The sequence below is a fragment of the Bacillus salacetis genome (genome assembly GCF_003581585.1).
GTDB classification, from domain to species: domain Bacteria; phylum Bacillota; class Bacilli; order Bacillales; family Bacillaceae_B; genus Rossellomorea; species Rossellomorea salacetis.
Map to the genome: position 1 here is coordinate 23,119 of NZ_QXIR01000028.1, position 17,918 is coordinate 41,036.

Genomic DNA, 17,918 nt, shown 5'->3' on the forward strand with positions numbered 1-17,918 from the left:
AATCCCGTTATTTTTTGCGACGGCGCACAATAAATTTGTCAGATTTGCTCTTCTTCTTACGAGTCTTGAATCCAAGAGTTGGTTTACCCCATGGAGACATTGGTGATTTGCGTCCGATAGGAGCGCGTCCTTCACCACCACCGTGTGGGTGATCGTTAGGGTTCATTACAGATCCACGTACTGTCGGGCGCTTGCCTAACCAGCGTGAACGACCTGCTTTACCGATGTTGATAAGTTCGTGTTGTTCGTTACCCACTTGACCTACAGTCGCGCGGCAAGATGAAAGGATCATGCGAACCTCACCTGAGTTCAAACGTACAAGCACGTATTTACCTTCTTTACCAAGAACCTGTGCAGATGTACCAGCAGAACGAACCAATTGTCCGCCTTTACCTGGTTTAAGTTCGATGTTATGAACTACTGTACCTACAGGGATGTTGATAAGTGGTAATGTGTTACCTACTTTGATATCTGCTTCAGGGCCGGACATTACTTCCATACCTACTTGAATTGTCTTAGGAGCAAGAATGTAACGCTTTTCTCCATCCACATAGTTGATTAATGCAATGTTTGCTGAGCGGTTAGGATCATACTCAATTGTAGCAACGCGTCCTGGTATACCATCTTTATCGCGTTTGAAATCGATAACACGGTATTGGCGCTTATGACCGCCGCCTTGATGACGAACTGTTAACTTACCCTGGTTGTTACGGCCGCCTTTTTTGTGTAAAGGCGCAAGCAATGACTTTTCTGGTTTGTCAGTAGTGATCTCTGCGAAATCAGATGTAGTCATACCGCGACGACCATTAGAGGTTGGTTTATACTTTTTAATCGCCATGTTTTTCCCTCCTCTTCTAAATTTTAATTATTATACTTCAAAGAATTCGATTTCTTTGCTTTCAGTTGTAAGAGTGACTACTGCTTTACGACGTTTGTTCGTATAGCCAGCGTGACGTCCCATACGTTTGAACTTACCTTTGTAGTTCATAACGTTCACTTTTGCAACTTTAACGCCGAAGATTTCTTCAACTGCATCTTTAACTTGAGTCTTATTCGCTCTAGTGTCGACTTCAAAAGTGTATTTTTTATCAGCCATAAGATCAGTTGAAAGTTCTGTAATTACGGGGCGCTTAATGATATCGCGTGCATCCATTATGCAAGCACCTCCTCTACTTTTTCAACTGCTGCTTTAGTGATGATCAATTTATCATGAGCAACAACGTCCAGTACGCTGATTCCGTTAGCTGCAACTACTGTTATACCAGGAATGTTACGTGCTGATAGTGCTACGTTATCTTCTGAACCTTCTGTTACCACTAGTGTTTTAGCGTTAACTGAAAGATTTTTCAATACGTTAGCGAATTCTTTTGTTTTTGGAGCATCAAAAACAAGAGATTCCAATACAAGGATGTTTTCGTCTGCTACTTTAGTAGAAAGAGCAGATTTGATAGCTAAGCGACGAACCTTCTTAGGAAGCTTGTAGCTGTAGCTGCGTGGAACTGGTCCAAATACAGTACCACCGCCGCGCCATTGTGGAGATCTGATAGATCCCTGACGTGCACGTCCAGTACCTTTTTGACGCCATGGTTTACGTCCACCGCCTCTTACTTCAGAACGGCCTTTTACTTTGCTTGTACCTTGACGCTGAGATGCTCTTTGCATGATAACAGCTTCATATAGTACGCTTTGATTCGGTTCGATACCAAATACTGAATCATTAAGTTCTACATCACCAACTTGTGATCCGCTTTGGTTAAATAATGCTACTTTAGGCATTCGTGTTTCCTCCTTTCCAAAAAAATTCTATTATTTTGTTTTAATGCCAGTCTTGACTTTAAGCATTGCTTTTTTAGGTCCAGGAACATTCCCTTTTACTAGAAGCAAGTTGCGCTCAGCATCAACTTTGACAATTTCAAGGTTTTGGATAGTGATTTGCTCTCCACCCATGCGTCCAGGCAATAGTTTACCTTTGAATACACGGTTTGGATCAACTGGTCCCATTGAACCAGGACGACGATGATAACGGGAACCGTGGGACATTGGTCCGCGGGATTGGTTGTGACGCTTGATAGCACCTTGGAAACCTTTACCCTTTGAAATTCCTGTTACATCTACGATATCGCCTTCTGCGAAAATTTCTACTTTGACTTCTTGACCTACTTCATAATCTGAAGAGTTAACTCCGCGGAATTCACGGATGAAGCGCTTAGGGGCAGTCTCCGCTTTGGCAACGTGTCCTTTTTCCGGTTTGTTAGAAAGCTTTTCGCGTTTGTCTTCGAAACCGATTTGGATAGCTTCGTAGCCATCAACTTCTGCAGTTTTCTTTTGAAGAACAACGTTTCCAGCTGCTTCGATAACAGTTACCGGGATAAGATCACCGTTTTCAGCAAAAACTTGAGTCATACCAATCTTTCTACCTAAGATTCCTTTGGTCATAAGTCACACCTCCTGAGTTGTTTTTGTATGGTTATTATAATTTGATTTCAATATCGACACCAGATGGAAGATCTAAACGCATTAGCGCATCAACCGTTTGTGGTGTTGGGTTAACAATATCGATTAAGCGTTTATGCGTACGCATTTCGAATTGCTCACGAGAATCTTTGTACTTATGGACCGCACGAAGAATTGTGTAGATTGACTTTTCAGTCGGAAGCGGGATCGGGCCGGATACTGCCGCACCAGAACGCTTTGCTGTTTCAACAATTTTCTCTGCAGATTGATCAAGGATTCTGTGATCATACGCTTTTAAACGGATACGAATTTTTTGTTTTGCCATTATTTTCCCTCCTTTTTCGCCTACTTTAAGATAGACATTCTCCATGGAAATTTCCCACACACTCGCCATGGCAAAGCGGCCGGGTGTGTCAGCAACCTTCCATTTCATCGCAGTCAAAGACCAACATTCTCTATTATAACTAATACACAGGAGATATGCAACATTTTATTGAATATCTTTGTGATCAGCGCACTTTTACAATTATACAAATCTATTTGGGTGTTTGCAAGGGGCTGAGGGTTTTACAAAATATTTCTAATGGGATGGGTTGTCACGTTTGCTGAAGAGTGCTTTGGAGTTTCAAGCTGCATGGTTATTTATAGAAGGAACTTGGTAATGGGTATGGTGATTCTGAAATGGGGTTTTGTTTGTCGTGTCATTCTAATGGAAGAAACTTGTTTTATTAAAAATGCTTTGCTTTATTATACTGTTAATTACTGAGGTACTATTGTAACCAGATGTTTTTCTTTGAATCACACTGCTATGGGCTGCTGTTCTTTTTGTAACCTGGTGTTTGGGTTTAAAGAAGATGTTTTCTTCTTATTCAAATTGTTATAAGGTGGATTTCCTTTTATCACCTTGTGTTTCTCTCTTATTCATACTGTTATAAACTGCGTTTTCTTTTTTAACCTGGGGTTCCCACCTCTATCACGTTGTTAAAACTGCGACTCCTTTTGTAACCTTTTGTAACCTTGTGTTTCTTCCGATTCACACCATTATTGGTTAGGAGTCATTTTTAAATTCCTTTGTTTCTTTCTCTATCAATCACATTATTTTCACACCCTGCTCTTTCCTGAATGGTACCTTTGTTTTCTATTCGCATCGCAATACTCTTGATCTTCTCTTGATCTTCTTTCTTTAGCCGCATGCAATCTCAACAAGCTGCTCATTTCCTATCTATAATGATTTGTTTCTCTCCTATCCTATCACTTCATTTGCGTAGTTATTCTTTTTATTTTGGCAGTTTCTCTGATAACGTCCCATCGCATCTCCACTAAACGGGCTGAAATAGCGGTATGCAGCATTGCCTGCATATTCACCTATACAATCGCATATAAAAAAGCAGATGGGCTCCGGATCCCATCTGCTTTATATTTTCATCGTCAGAGTAAGATTACTCTTGGATAGAAGCAACTACTCCAGCGCCTACAGTACGTCCACCCTCACGGATAGAGAATTTAGTACCTTCTTCGATAGCGATTGGAGAGATTAGTTCAACTGTCATTTCGATGTTATCTCCAGGCATAACCATTTCTACGCCTTCAGGAAGATTACAGATACCAGTTACATCAGTTGTACGGAAGTAGAACTGAGGACGGTAGTTAGTGAAGAATGGAGTGTGACGTCCACCTTCTTCTTTAGATAGAACATAAACTTCAGCTTTGAACTTTGTGTGTGGAGTGATTGTACCTGGCTTTGCAAGTACTTGACCACGTTGGATGTCTTCACGTGCTACACCACGAAGAAGAGCTCCGATGTTGTCTCCAGCTTCTGCATAATCAAGAAGCTTACGGAACATTTCTACACCAGTTACAGTAGTAGATTTAGGCTCTTCAGAAAGACCGATGATATCAACAGTATCTCCAACTTTTACTTGTCCACGCTCTACACGTCCAGTTGCAACAGTACCACGGCCAGTGATTGAGAATACATCCTCAACAGGCATCATGAATGGTTTTTCAGTGTCACGCTCTGGAGTTGGGATATAGCTGTCAACAGCTTCCATTAGTTCGTAGATTTTTTCTTCCCACTCAGGGTCTCCCTCAAGAGCTTTAAGAGCAGAACCTTTGATTACTGGTACATCGTCACCAGGGAAGTCGTATTCAGAAAGAAGGTCACGAACTTCCATTTCTACTAGTTCAAGAAGCTCTTCGTCGTCTACCATGTCACATTTGTTCATGAAAACAACTAGGTATGGTACACCAACTTGGCGAGAAAGAAGGATGTGCTCACGAGTTTGTGGCATTGGGCCATCAGCAGCAGAAACAACTAGGATTCCGCCGTCCATTTGAGCAGCACCAGTGATCATGTTTTTAACGTAGTCAGCGTGACCAGGGCAGTCAACGTGTGCATAGTGACGAGTATCAGTTTCGTACTCAACGTGTGCAGTAGAAATTGTGATACCGCGCTCTCTTTCTTCTGGAGCACCGTCAATTTGGTCATAAGCCATAGCTGTTCCACGACCATACTTCTTGTGAAGAGTAGTTGTGATAGCAGCTGTTAATGTAGTTTTACCATGGTCAACGTGACCAATTGTACCGATATTAGCATGTTGCTTGGAACGATCGAATTTTTCCTTACCCATTAGGAAATCCTCCTTTGATTTTTAAAGAATTAAGTATATTTTATATGGTTGTCAGAAGGCAGGGGTGCTGCCTCCTTTGATACCATAGCTTACACTAGTATTTATACTTGATTACAGCGAATAAATCAATTATTCACCTTTATTTTTTTTGACGATTTCTTCAGCGATTGATTTAGGTACTTCTTCATAATGGTCGAAGTGCATAGAGTATGTTCCGCGACCTTGCGTGTTAGAACGCAATGAAGTTGCATAACCAAACATTTCAGAAAGTGGAACGAACGCTTTAACTACTTGTGCGTTACCGCGGGCTTCCATACCTTCAACGCGTCCGCGACGGGATGTGATATCACCCATGATGTCTCCCATGTACTCTTCAGGGATGACAACTTCAACCTTCATCATTGGCTCAAGGATAGCTGGATCACACTTAGAAACTGCGTTTTTAAGTGCAAGGGATGCAGCTACTTTAAAGGCCATTTCAGAAGAATCGACGTCGTGGTAAGAACCGTCCACTAGTCTGGCTTTTACATCGATCAATGGATAACCGGCGATAACACCATTTTCCATAGCGTCTGCAAGACCAGCTTGTACTGCAGGGATGTATTCACGTGGAACAACCCCTCCGACGATTCCATTTTCGAATTCGAAGCCTTTTCCTTCTTCGTTTGGAGAGAATTCGATCCAAACGTGTCCGAATTGTCCACGACCACCGGATTGACGGGCAAATTTACCTTCAACCTTAGCAGAACCGCGGAAAGTTTCACGGTAAGATACCTGAGGAGCACCAACGTTAGCTTCAACCTTGAATTCGCGTCTCATGCGATCCACGATGATATCCAAGTGAAGTTCACCCATACCCGCGATGATTACTTGTCCAGTTTCCTGGTCAGTATGCGCGCGGAATGTAGGATCTTCTTCTTGAAGTTTCTGTAGCGCAGTTGTCATTTTATCTTGGTCCGCTTTAGATTTAGGCTCAACAGACAGCGAGATAACAGGCTCTGGGAATTCCATGGACTCCAAGATTACAAGGCTCTTTTCGTCACATAGTGTGTCACCAGTTGCAGTGTCCTTAAGACCCACTGCAGCAGCGATGTCTCCAGCGTATACTGTAGAGATTTCTTCACGAGAGTTGGCGTGCATCTGCAGGATACGGCCTACACGCTCACGCTTGCCTTTCGTGGAGTTTTGTACGTATGATCCTGAGTCTAATGTTCCAGAATACACACGGAAGAATGTAAGTTTACCAACATAAGGGTCAGTCATAACTTTGAACGCCAATGCAGAGAAAGGAGCGTCATCCGTTGAAGGACGAGTTACTTCTTCTTCTGTATCAGGAAGTGTACCTTTGATATCGGCAACATCAGTTGGAGCCGGAAGGTAGTCGATGACAGCATCGATCAATAACTGGACACCTTTGTTTTTGAAGGCAGAACCACAAAGTACAGGATAGAAATCTACAGTCAATGTAGCTTTACGAACTGCAGCTTTCAACTCGTCATTAGTGAACTCTTCGCCTTCTAGATATTTCATCATGAGTTCTTCATCAAGGTCAGCTACCGCTTCAACTAGTTTTCCACGGTATTCTTCAGCTTGATCTTTGTACTCATCCGGGATTTCGCGAGCTTCAGCGCGTGTTCCAAGATCATCTTCGTAGAAATATGCTTTCATTTCCAGAAGGTCGATGATTCCTTCGAATTCATCCTCAGCACCGATTGGAAGCTGTACAGGATGTGCATTCGCTTGAAGACGGTCATGCAAAGTTCCTACAGAGTATAGGAAATCTGCACCGATTTTATCCATCTTGTTAACGAATACAACACGTGGAACACCGTAAGTTGTTGCTTGGCGCCAAACTGTTTCAGTTTGAGGCTCAACTCCAGACTGAGCGTCTAGAACTGCTACTGCACCATCAAGTACACGAAGGGAACGCTCAACTTCAACTGTGAAGTCTACGTGTCCTGGTGTATCAATGATATTGATACGATGGTCTTTCCAAGAAGCTGTTGTCGCAGCAGATGTGATCGTGATTCCACGTTCCTGCTCCTGCTCCATCCAGTCCATTTGGGAAGCACCTTCGTGAGTTTCACCGATTTTGTGAATACGTCCAGTATAGAAAAGGATACGCTCTGTTGCAGTTGTTTTACCGGCATCGATGTGAGCCATGATACCGATATTACGAGTCTTTTCTAAGGAGAACTCTCTAGGCATGTCGTCTTTCTCCTTCCATTAATGAAAATTAGTTTGTATAGTAGAAGATTACCAGCGATAGTGAGCAAACGCTTTGTTCGCTTCAGCCATCTTATGCATATCTTCACGCTTCTTAACAGAAGCTCCAGTGTTGTTTGCTGCATCAAGGATTTCGTTAGCTAAACGCTCTTCCATTGTCTTTTCACCGCGAAGACGAGAGTAGTTTACTAACCAACGAAGACCTAATGTAGTACGACGCTCTGGACGAACTTCTACAGGAACTTGGTAGTTTGCACCACCCACACGACGGGCTCTTACTTCCAATACAGGCATGATGTTTTTCAGAGCTTGATCGAATACTTCCATTGCATCTTTTCCAGAACGCTCAGCAATAAGATCAAACGCTGCGTATAGTTTCTTTTGAGCTTTACCTCTCTTACCGTCAATCATGATTTTGTTGATTAGACGAGAAACTAATTTGGAATTGTACATTGGATCTGGTAATACGTCTCTTTTTGCTACAGGACCTTTACGTGGCATGTGTTTTCCTCCTTTCAACGAAAGTTATCTATTCGTTAAGTTCTTGTTTATTATTTCTTAGCTGCTTTAGGACGCTTAGTACCGTATTTAGAACGGCCTTGCATACGACCTTCAACACCAGCTGTATCTAGCGCACCGCGAACGATGTGATAGCGTACTCCCGGTAAATCTTTTACACGTCCTCCGCGAATAAGTACAACGCTGTGCTCTTGAAGATTGTGGCCAATCCCAGGAATGTATGCAGTTACCTCGATTCCGTTTGTTAGACGTACACGAGCGTATTTACGCAACGCTGAGTTTGGTTTCTTCGGAGTCATTGTACCAACACGAGTACAAACACCGCGTTTTTGTGGAGAAGAAAGGTTAGTGTTCACTTTTTTGAAACTGTTGTAACCTTTATTCAAAGCAGGTGAAGTAGACTTTGTTGATTTAGATTGGCGTGGTTTACGCACTAATTGATTAATAGTAGGCATGGATATATCCTCCCTTCTTACATTTTATAAGCCCACACATCCAGGTGGTTCATTTTTGTGTAAAAACAAAGTCTTTGCAGTATTTGTGCTGCAAAAACTATTTTACTTAATAATAGCAACAGCTGCGGCTCCAACGTCTATTCCGCATGACTTCCCCAGCTTTCGCATGGAATCAACTCGTGTCACTGGAACATTCATTTCTTCGGCTGTTTGTATGACTTTGGAAGTAACTTTATGATCAGCATCTCCTGCTACGACCAGCAACGATACAAGTCCGTTTTTAAGAGCTTTGACTGTCTGCTTTGTTCCTACAATGATTTCAGACGCCTGTGATACTTTTTCATAAGACATATTTCATCCTCCAAAGTAACAGGTTACAGTATAGGAGCAACCTTGAATATATTATCATCTTAAAAATCTATTGTCAACAATAGAAATGAATAATTTATAAGTGCGGCGTCAAAATTAACGCCGCACTATATTAAATTACTCTACTGTGACTGCCTCTTCTGCTTCTTGATCCATCAAAGGTTCTGCTTTGCGGTAGCGCTGCATTCCTGTTCCGGCTGGAACAAGTTTACCGATGATGACATTTTCTTTCAAGCCGAGAAGCTCGTCACGCTTGCCTTTGATCGCTGCATCTGTAAGGACACGAGTTGTCTCCTGGAAGGATGCCGCAGACAAGAATGAGTCAGTTTCTAGAGATGCTTTCGTGATACCAAGCAACACCGGACGGCCTGTAGCTGGTACAGAGCCTTCAAGGATCGCTTTTTCATTGGCATCCGTAAACTGGTGGATATCAAGCAATGTACCAGGCAGAACATCGGTTTCACCTGCATCGATTACTCTTACTTTTCTCAGCATTTGACGAACCATTACCTCTACGTGCTTATCGCCGATTTCAACACCCTGCATACGGTAAACTTTTTGAACTTCACGAAGCAAGTATTCCTGAACCGCGTTTACGTCGCGGACTTTCAATAGTTCTTTTGGATCGATGGAACCTTCAGTAAGCTCCTGGCCTCTATCCACACGGTCATTGACACCGAACTTCAAGCGGGCGGTATATGGAGCTGTGTACGTCCTGGTTTCAACATCGCCTTGAACCGTAATTTCATATTGACGATCCTTGCCTTCTGAAATGGACGTGATAACACCCTCGATTTCAGAAATGACAGCCTGACCTTTCGGATGACGAGCCTCGAAGATCTCCTGGATACGCGGAAGACCCTGAGTGATATCGTCTCCTGCCACCCCTCCTGTATGGAAGGTACGCATGGTAAGCTGTGTACCCGGCTCACCGATTGATTGGGCAGCGATGATACCGACTGCTTCGCCGACTTCTACCTTTTGGCCGGTAGCAAGGTTTGTTCCGTAACACTTCTCACACACACCATGGCGTGTATTACATGTAAATGCGGAACGGATATAGACTGTTTCGATACCAGAATCAACGATTATCTTAGCAAGATCTTCGGTAATCAATTGATTTTCTTCAACAATGACTTCTTTTGTTTCCGGATGCTTGACTGCCCTGCGGGAATAGCGTCCGATAAGGCGTTCTTCAAGCGGTTCGATGATTTCCGTACCATCCTTGATGGATGCAACATGAAGGCCGCGGTCTGTTCCGCAATCTTCCACACGGACTATGACATCCTGTGCTACATCGACAAGACGGCGTGTCAGGTAACCTGAATCGGCAGTCTTAAGGGCCGTATCGGCAAGACCTTTACGTGCACCGTGAGTGGAAATGAAGTACTCAAGTACTGTCAGCCCTTCACGGAAACTTGATTTGATAGGAAGCTCGATGATACGACCAGCCGGGTTGGCCATTAGTCCGCGCATACCTGCAAGCTGAGTGAAGTTGGATGCGTTACCACGCGCACCGGAATCACTCATCATGAAGATAGGGTTGCTTCTGTCGAGCGTAGCCATCAATTTGCCTTGGATTGTATCCTTGGCAGCACTCCAGATCGAGATAACTCTGTCATAACGCTCATCTTCAGTAATCAATCCGCGCTTGAACTGTTTCAGCACATTATCGACTTTGGACTGCGCTTCTTTCAGAATTTCCTCTTTCTCGCCAAGTACGACGATATCTGCGATACCGACCGTTATACCGGCTTTGGTGGAGTATTTGAATCCAAGGTCCTTCATGCGGTCGAGCATACGGGAAGTTTCTGTGATCGCAAAGCGTTTGAAGACTTCCGCGATTACATTTCCAAGGAATCCTTTTTTGAACGGATTGATTAACTCTCTATTTTTGAACTCTTCTTTAATGTCAGTTGTCGGGTCAACGAAATAGTTCTCAGGTGTCACTGTTTCCAGGTTGCTCTGAGTCGGCTCGTTGATGTAAGGGAAACTGTCTGGAAGAATTTCATTAAAGACAATCTTTCCGACTGTTGTCAGTAATAGTTGTTTATTCTGCTTTTCAGTGAACGTCTTATTATTAACTGAGCTCGCTGCAATCGCAATACGGCTGTGCAGGTGCACATATCCGTTCTGGTATGCAAGCAGCGCTTCGTTTGCATCTGTGAACGTGCTTCCTTCCCCTTTTGCACCCTCGCGTTCCATCGTCAGGTAGTAGTTACCAAGAACCATATCCTGGGACGGAGTTACAACCGGCTTACCATCTTTCGGGTTCAGGATGTTCTGTGCTGCAAGCATGAGCATTCTGGCTTCAGCTTGTGCTTCACTTGACAACGGTACGTGGACAGCCATCTGGTCGCCATCGAAGTCAGCGTTATATGCAGTACATACGAGCGGGTGAAGGCGGATTGCCCTTCCCTCTACCAGTGTCGGTTCGAAAGCCTGGATTCCCAAACGGTGAAGAGTCGGGGCACGGTTAAGTAATACAGGGTGCTCTTTGATTACTTCTTCAAGCACATCCCATACTTCAGGCTGGATTCTTTCAATTTTACGTTTCGCACTCTTGATGTTATGCGCTATGCCTTTTTCAACCAGTTCCTTCATAACGAACGGCTTGAACAGCTCAAGTGCCATTTCTTTAGGAAGGCCGCATTGGTACATTTTCAAGTTAGGACCAACGACGATTACTGAACGGCCGGAATAGTCAACACGCTTACCAAGAAGGTTCTGACGGAAACGTCCCTGTTTCCCTTTAAGCATGTGGGAAAGAGATTTCAACGGTCTGTTACCAGGACCGGTTACCGGACGTCCGCGGCGGCCGTTATCGATCAATGCATCAACAGCTTCCTGGAGCATACGCTTCTCGTTTTGTACGATAATGCTTGGTGCACCAAGATCCAATAAACGCTTCAAGCGGTTATTACGGTTGATAACACGGCGATAAAGGTCATTCAGATCAGAAGTTGCAAAACGCCCGCCATCAAGCTGGACCATCGGGCGCAGCTCAGGAGGGATGACAGGAAGTACATCAAGGATCATCCAGTCAGGATTGTTTCCTGAATTACGGAATGATTCAACCACTTCAAGTCTTTTGATTGCACGGGTGCGGCGCTGGCCTTGGGCAGTCTTCAGCTCTTCCTTCAAGAAATCGGCTTCTTTATCCAGGTCGATGTCCTGAAGGATCTTCTTGATCGCTTCAGCACCCATTGCAGCCTGGAATTTAACACCATATTTTTCACGGTATGCACGATATTCTTTTTCAGAGAGTAGCTGTTTCTTCTCAAGGGCAGTATCGCCCGGTTCTGTCACTACATAGGAAGCGAAGTAGATGACTTCTTCCAGAGCACGAGGGGACATGTCTAAGACAAGTCCCATACGGCTTGGGATTCCTTTGAAGTACCAGATATGAGATACAGGTGCTGCAAGCTCGATATGCCCCATTCTTTCACGGCGTACCTTCGCTTTTGTCACCTCAACTCCGCATCGGTCACAGACGACACCCTTATAGCGGACGCGCTTGTATTTACCGCAGTGGCATTCCCAGTCCTTAGTAGGGCCGAAGATGCGCTCGCAGAACAAGCCGTCCTTTTCGGGTTTAAGCGTACGATAATTGATTGTTTCAGGCTTCTTGACTTCACCGAACGACCAAGAACGAATCTTGTCTGGTGATGCAAGGCCAATTTTCATATATTCAAAGTTATTTACATCTAGCAAGGGGCCTACCTCCCTTTTAATCTACAGGTTCTAACCCTAATTGCTCCAGAATCCGATTACTCTTTCGACCCAACTGTTTCGGATTCCTGTTCATCCTTGTCTGCGATATTTAAAGTATCTGCCTGCTGTGATTCCTCTTCATCTTCCAAGTCACGCATTTCGATTTCCTCATCGTTGCTTGAAAGGATCTTAACGTCCATACCCAAGCTTTGAAGTTCTTTAATCAATACTTTGAATGACTCAGGAACTCCAGGTTCAGGTACATTTTCACCTTTGACAATGGCTTCATAAGTTTTCACACGGCCGACAACATCATCAGATTTAACTGTAAGGATTTCTTGCAGTGTATAAGCAGCACCGTATGCTTCAAGTGCCCATACCTCCATCTCACCGAAACGCTGTCCGCCGAATTGAGCTTTACCGCCCAATGGCTGCTGTGTAACAAGTGAGTAAGGTCCAGTTGAACGGGCGTGAAGCTTATCGTCAACCATGTGAGCCAATTTGATCATATACATGATACCAACTGATACACGGTTATCGAATGGTTCACCAGTACGCCCATCATATAGGACAGTCTTGGCATCCCTCGCCATTCCTGCCTCTTCGATTGTAGCCCAGACATCTTCTTCACGCGCTCCATCAAATACAGGAGATGCTACGTGGATCCCAAGATATCTAGCAGCCATACCAAGGTGAAGCTCAAGCACCTGCCCGATGTTCATACGGGAAGGAACCCCAAGTGGATTCAACATGATATCGATCGGTGTTCCGTCTGGAAGGAACGGCATATCTTCTTCTGGAAGGATACGTGAGATAACACCCTTGTTACCATGTCGTCCGGCCATCTTATCTCCTTCAGAAATCTTACGTTTCTGAACGATATATGCACGAACCAGCTGGTTCACACCTGGAGGAAGTTCATCTCCGTCTTCACGGTTGAAGACTTTGACATCCAGGACGATCCCGCCGCCGCCATGCGGTACGCGAAGAGAAGTATCACGGACTTCACGTGCCTTCTCACCAAAGATGGCATGCAATAGTCTTTCTTCTGCTGTAAGCTCTGTTACACCCTTAGGCGTTACTTTACCTACTAGAAGGTCGCCGTCTTTGACTTCTGCACCGATGCGGATGATACCACGTTCATCGAGATTGCGAAGAGCATCTTCACCGACATTCGGGATATCACGCGTGATTTCTTCCGGTCCAAGTTTTGTATCCCTGGACTCAGATTCGTATTCTTCAATATGGATGGAAGTATAAACATCGTCTTTGACCAGGCGTTCACTCATGATGATAGCATCTTCATAGTTGTAGCCGTCCCATGTCATGAAACCGACCATGACATTTCGTCCAAGGGCAAGTTCACCTTTTTCCATTGAAGGACCGTCTGCAAGGATTTCACCCTTTGTTACGCGGTCGCCTTCACTTACGATCGGGCGCTGGTTGTAACAAGTTCCCTGATTGGAACGGATGAATTTCTGCATTCTATATTTATCAAGATCGCCTTTTACTTCCTGGCCATCAATTTCTTTAATCTGGCGTACCCAAACCTGTTTCGCTTCTACACGTTCCACAATACCTTCATGCTTGCAAATGACCGCAGCACCAGAGTCCTTTGCGGACACGTGCTCCATCCCCGTACCTACGATAGGAGATTCCGGGTTCATAAGCGGCACTGCTTGACGCTGCATGTTCGCTCCCATAAGGGCACGGTTCGAGTCATCGTTCTCAAGGAACGGTATACATGCTGTCGCTGCAGAAACAACCTGTTTCGGTGATACATCCATGTAATCGATGCGCTCACGTTTAACAACTGTGTTCTCACCGCGGAAACGTGCGATGACTTCCTCATCAAGGAATGATCCGTCATCACTTAAACGGGCATTCGCCTGTGCAACTACATAATTATCTTCTTCGTCCGCAGTCAGGTAATCCATGCGGTTCGTTACCTTCCCTGTGTCAGGGTCGACACGGCGGTAAGGCGTTTCAATGAAACCGAAACGATTCACTTTTGCGAATGAAGATAAGGAGTTGATCAATCCGATGTTCGGACCCTCCGGCGTTTCAATCGGACACATACGCCCATAGTGGGAGTAGTGGACGTCACGAACTTCGAATCCTGCACGTTCACGAGTCAGACCACCAGGTCCCAATGCTGAAAGTCTTCTCTTATGAGTCAACTCGGCAAGCGGATTGGTTTGGTCCATGAACTGGGAAAGCTGTGAACTTCCGAAGAACTCTTTGATGGAAGCGATAACAGGGCGGATATTGATTAATTGCTGCGGAGTGATTGTGTTGGCATCCTGAATGGACATTCTCTCACGCACTACACGCTCCATACGGGATAGACCGATCCTGAATTGGTTCTGCAGCAATTCACCAACAGAACGAAGGCGCCTGTTACCCAAGTGGTCAATATCATCCGTATCTCCTACTCCATGAAGCAAGTTAAAGAAGTAACTGATGGAAGAAATGATATCAGCAGGTGTAATGTTTTTGATTTCCTCTTCAACAAACGCATTACTGATAACGTTGATTTCTTTTTCTCCCTCTTCATTTGGAGAGTAAATTTTAATAGATTGAAGAACTACATCTTCTTCCAAAACTCCGCCAGATTGCTGGTAGGTCCTGAAACCGATCCCGTTCTCCAAGTATGGAATGATTTTGTCAAGAGCACGGCGGTCAAGCACAGTACCCTTTTCAGCTACAATCTCACCTGTTTCCGGATCGGCCAGCGTTTCTGCCAGAGTCTGTCCGAAAAGACGGTTTTTGATATGAAGCTTTTTGTTCATTTTGTAGCGTCCTACATTGGCAAGGTCATATCTTTTAGGATCAAAGAAACGTGAAACTAATAGACTCTTGGCATTTTCAACTGTAGGCGGCTCACCCGGACGGAGTCGCTCATAGATTTCAAGAAGCGCTTTCTCGATACCTTCCGTGTTGTCCTTCTCGAGTGTATTCCTGATATACTCATTATCACCAACAAGATCGATGATTTCTTGATCAGAACCAAACCCAAGTGCACGCAAAAGAACCGTTACCGGTAATTTACGTGTGCGGTCGATCCGCACATGCACTACATCTTTCGCATCTGTCTCATATTCCAGCCACGCACCGCGGTTTGGAATAACGGTGGCAGTGAAGCCCTTCTTGCCGTTTTTGTCCATTTTACCGCTGAAGTACACACTTGGAGAACGAACAAGCTGTGATACAATAACGCGTTCCGCACCATTGATCACGAACGTCCCCGTGTCTGTCATCAATGGGAAATCTCCCATGAATACATCCTGGTCCTTGACTTCGCCGGTTTCCTTGTTTAACAAACGGACCTTTACCCTTAACGGCGCAGAATATGTTACATCGCGCTCTTTTGATTCTTCCACCGAGTACTTTGGCTCTCCAAGGCTGTAATCAATAAATTCCAAGGAAAGATTACCAGTGAAGTCCTCAATCGGAGAAATGTCGCGAAACATCTCTCTTAATCCCTCATCAAGAAACCATTGATAGGAGGATGTTTGAATTTCGATTAAATTTGGTAAATCTAATACTTCACTGATACGCGCAAAACTTCTGCGTTGGCGGTGTCGTCCATACTGAACTAGTTGACCTGTCAACTGATTCACCCCTCAAATCAAACGTTTTGGTTGCCTCTATTGGTCTTATAGCAGCACAACCACTCTACCATAAGACAAAAAGAAAAAGGGTTTTACTCCATAAAACCTCATTTTCCACATAACGAGCTATTATTTTATAATCTTTTCCAATTATCCCAAACTTTATACATATGGACATAATACCGGAAAATAATATTTTTGCATTTTATAATACTAACATAGCCCATATATTACGTCAATTAATTTTCTTTTACGGATTTTAAAATCTGATAGCCTTTTTTCTTGGCTGCCACTTCTGCATTTCCGTAAACATCGGCCATTTTTTTCTGAGCTGAGGATGCACCTTGTTTCTTCTGGATGACAACCCACAACTCGCCTCCAACAGCCAGATGATTATAACTGTCTTCCAGGATTTCATGGACAACCTCTTTCCCTGCCCTTATTGGCGGGTTTGTCAGGACGGCCGAGAATCCCATTTCATTTACATTCGTAAGGCAGCTGCTTTCATAGATTGAAACATTCGATAATTTATGGACATCCGCATTTTCTTTTGCAAGTCCCAGCGCCCTTTCATTGACATCGACCATATGGATTGTCCGTTCCGGAAATGCTTTCGCCATCGCAAGTCCGACAGGTCCATAGCCGCAGCCGACATCAAGCAGCGGCCCTTCAATTTCATTTTCCGCAAAAGAATCGATAAGGAGCCGGGATCCAAAGTCGATTTCATTCTTCGAAAAGACACCTTGGTCCGTTTTTAAGCGAAATTTAAAATCTCTTAATACTGCTTCTATTTTCTGAGGGTCACTTTCCACCTCAGGTGTACGGGAATAATAATGATTCGTCATCAAAAGCCTCCCATCCGGAGTGTTCAGCGAAACGCTGCAGCCAACCTGATTTATATGCGGGATTTTCTACCGACTAACAGAACAAAAAAGCCCGCTATAATAAGCGAGCTTTTAAATCTGTCGTGAATTACTTAACTTCTACGCCAGCTCCAACTTCTTCAAGTTTAGCTTTAAGCTCTTCAGCTTCTTCTTTAGAAACGCCTTCTTTAAGAGCTTTTGGAGTGTTATCAACAAGTTCTTTCGCTTCTTTAAGACCAAGGCCTGTGATTTCACGAACAACTTTGATAACTTTGATTTTTTGAGAACCAGCGCTCTCAAGAACAACGTCGAATTCAGTTTTTTCTGCAGCAGCGTCTCCGCCACCAGCAGCGCCCATTGCTACAGGAGCAGCAGCTGTTACACCAAATTCTTCTTCAATAGCTTTTACAAGATCGTTCAATTCAAGAACAGACATTTCTTTAATAGCGTCGATAATTTGCTCTTTACTCATTTTATATTTCCTCCTATATTGTATGGATTAGTTTTGGATTTGTCTGCAAGTTAACTTGCAGGATTAAGCGCCTTGCTCTTCTTTTTGGTCCGCAACTGCCTTTGTAGCCAACGCGAAGTTGCGCATTGGTGCTTGAAGCACGCTGAGAAGCATGGAAAGAAGACCTTCGCGAGATGGAAGTTCAGCGATTGCCTTAACTTCTTCAACAGAAGTTACCGTACCTTCGATGATACCCGCTTTGATTTCAAGAGCTTCATGGTCTTTGGCAAAGTTATTAAGAATCTTTGCTGGAGCCACAACCTCTTCTGTACTGAACGCAATCGCGTTCGGTCCAGTCAACACTTCATTTAATCCTTCGAAACCAGCTGCTTCAGCCGCACGACGTGTCATTGTATTTTTGTATACTTTGAAGTCGATGCCAGCTTCACGAAGTTGTTTACGAAGTTCAGTAACCTCAGATACATCAAGACCGCGGTAATCCACGATGATAGTAGATACACTGTTCTTCATCTTGTCTGAGATTTCGTCAACGATTTGTTTCTTTTGATCAAGAATGCTGCTCATCATTACACCTCCTGTAGATTTCTGATGAACATTCATAC

The 17,918-nt window shown here is 44.1% G+C and carries 15 protein-coding genes; all 15 read right to left on the minus strand.

The window, feature by feature from the left end; genetic code table 11:
• Nucleotides 1–7: 7 nt before the first annotated feature.
• On the minus strand, nucleotides 8–838 hold the full coding sequence (gene rplB / locus D3H55_RS17530; RefSeq protein ID WP_119548618.1) for a 50S ribosomal protein L2: 831 nt from the start codon (nucleotides 836–838) through the stop codon (nucleotides 8–10).
• Between the two features lie 30 nt (nucleotides 839–868).
• The gene (gene rplW / locus D3H55_RS17535) at nucleotides 869–1,153 is read right to left on the minus strand and encodes a 50S ribosomal protein L23 (RefSeq protein WP_119548619.1); all 285 of its coding nucleotides are present in this window, start codon (nucleotides 1,151–1,153) and stop codon (nucleotides 869–871) included.
• Nucleotides 1,153–1,776: a 50S ribosomal protein L4 gene (gene rplD, locus D3H55_RS17540; protein WP_119548620.1), complete on the minus strand. Its 624-nt coding sequence runs from the start codon at nucleotides 1,774–1,776 to the stop codon at nucleotides 1,153–1,155. The genes rplW and rplD overlap by 1 nt, the downstream gene beginning before the upstream one ends.
• Nucleotides 1,777–1,806: 30 nt before the next feature.
• Nucleotides 1,807–2,436, minus strand: a complete 630-nt coding sequence (rplC, locus tag D3H55_RS17545; protein WP_119548621.1) for a 50S ribosomal protein L3 — start codon at nucleotides 2,434–2,436, stop codon at nucleotides 1,807–1,809.
• Between the two features lie 34 nt (nucleotides 2,437–2,470).
• The gene (gene rpsJ, locus D3H55_RS17550; RefSeq protein WP_034676072.1) at nucleotides 2,471–2,779 is read right to left on the minus strand and encodes a 30S ribosomal protein S10; all 309 of its coding nucleotides are present in this window, start codon (nucleotides 2,777–2,779) and stop codon (nucleotides 2,471–2,473) included.
• Nucleotides 2,780–3,893: 1,114 nt separating this feature from the next.
• Nucleotides 3,894–5,084 (minus strand): elongation factor Tu, encoded by a 1,191-nt coding sequence (gene tuf, locus D3H55_RS17555; RefSeq protein ID WP_119548622.1) that lies wholly within the window; start codon nucleotides 5,082–5,084, stop codon nucleotides 3,894–3,896.
• A gap of 129 nt (nucleotides 5,085–5,213) precedes the next feature.
• A complete protein-coding gene (fusA, locus tag D3H55_RS17560; protein WP_119548623.1) occupies nucleotides 5,214–7,292 on the minus strand; it encodes an elongation factor G in 2,079 nt (692 codons plus the stop codon).
• A gap of 48 nt (nucleotides 7,293–7,340) precedes the next feature.
• Nucleotides 7,341–7,811, minus strand: a complete 471-nt coding sequence (gene rpsG, locus D3H55_RS17565) for a 30S ribosomal protein S7 (protein WP_119548624.1) — start codon at nucleotides 7,809–7,811, stop codon at nucleotides 7,341–7,343.
• A 50-nt stretch (nucleotides 7,812–7,861) separates the two neighbouring features.
• The gene (gene rpsL, locus D3H55_RS17570) at nucleotides 7,862–8,284 is read right to left on the minus strand and encodes a 30S ribosomal protein S12 (RefSeq protein WP_113929750.1); all 423 of its coding nucleotides are present in this window, start codon (nucleotides 8,282–8,284) and stop codon (nucleotides 7,862–7,864) included.
• Nucleotides 8,285–8,386: 102 nt separating this feature from the next.
• On the minus strand, nucleotides 8,387–8,635 hold the full coding sequence (locus tag D3H55_RS17575; RefSeq protein ID WP_119548625.1) for a 50S ribosomal protein L7ae-like protein: 249 nt from the start codon (nucleotides 8,633–8,635) through the stop codon (nucleotides 8,387–8,389).
• Nucleotides 8,636–8,770: 135 nt separating this feature from the next.
• Complete coding sequence (gene rpoC, locus D3H55_RS17580; RefSeq protein ID WP_119548626.1) at nucleotides 8,771–12,367, minus strand: DNA-directed RNA polymerase subunit beta'; 3,597 nt, start codon at nucleotides 12,365–12,367, stop codon at nucleotides 8,771–8,773.
• Between the two features lie 56 nt (nucleotides 12,368–12,423).
• Entirely contained in the window at nucleotides 12,424–15,981 is a 3,558-nt protein-coding gene (gene rpoB, locus D3H55_RS17585; RefSeq protein WP_119548627.1) for a DNA-directed RNA polymerase subunit beta, read from the minus strand.
• Nucleotides 15,982–16,220: 239 nt separating this feature from the next.
• Entirely contained in the window at nucleotides 16,221–16,826 is a 606-nt protein-coding gene (locus D3H55_RS17590) for a class I SAM-dependent methyltransferase (RefSeq protein WP_119548628.1), read from the minus strand.
• 127 nt (nucleotides 16,827–16,953) lie between these two features.
• On the minus strand, nucleotides 16,954–17,316 hold the full coding sequence (gene rplL, locus D3H55_RS17595; RefSeq protein ID WP_119548629.1) for a 50S ribosomal protein L7/L12: 363 nt from the start codon (nucleotides 17,314–17,316) through the stop codon (nucleotides 16,954–16,956).
• 63 nt (nucleotides 17,317–17,379) lie between these two features.
• Nucleotides 17,380–17,880, minus strand: coding sequence for a 50S ribosomal protein L10 (rplJ, locus tag D3H55_RS17600; protein WP_119548630.1), 501 nt, complete (start codon nucleotides 17,878–17,880; stop codon nucleotides 17,380–17,382).
• Between the last annotated feature and the right edge of the window lie 38 nt (nucleotides 17,881–17,918).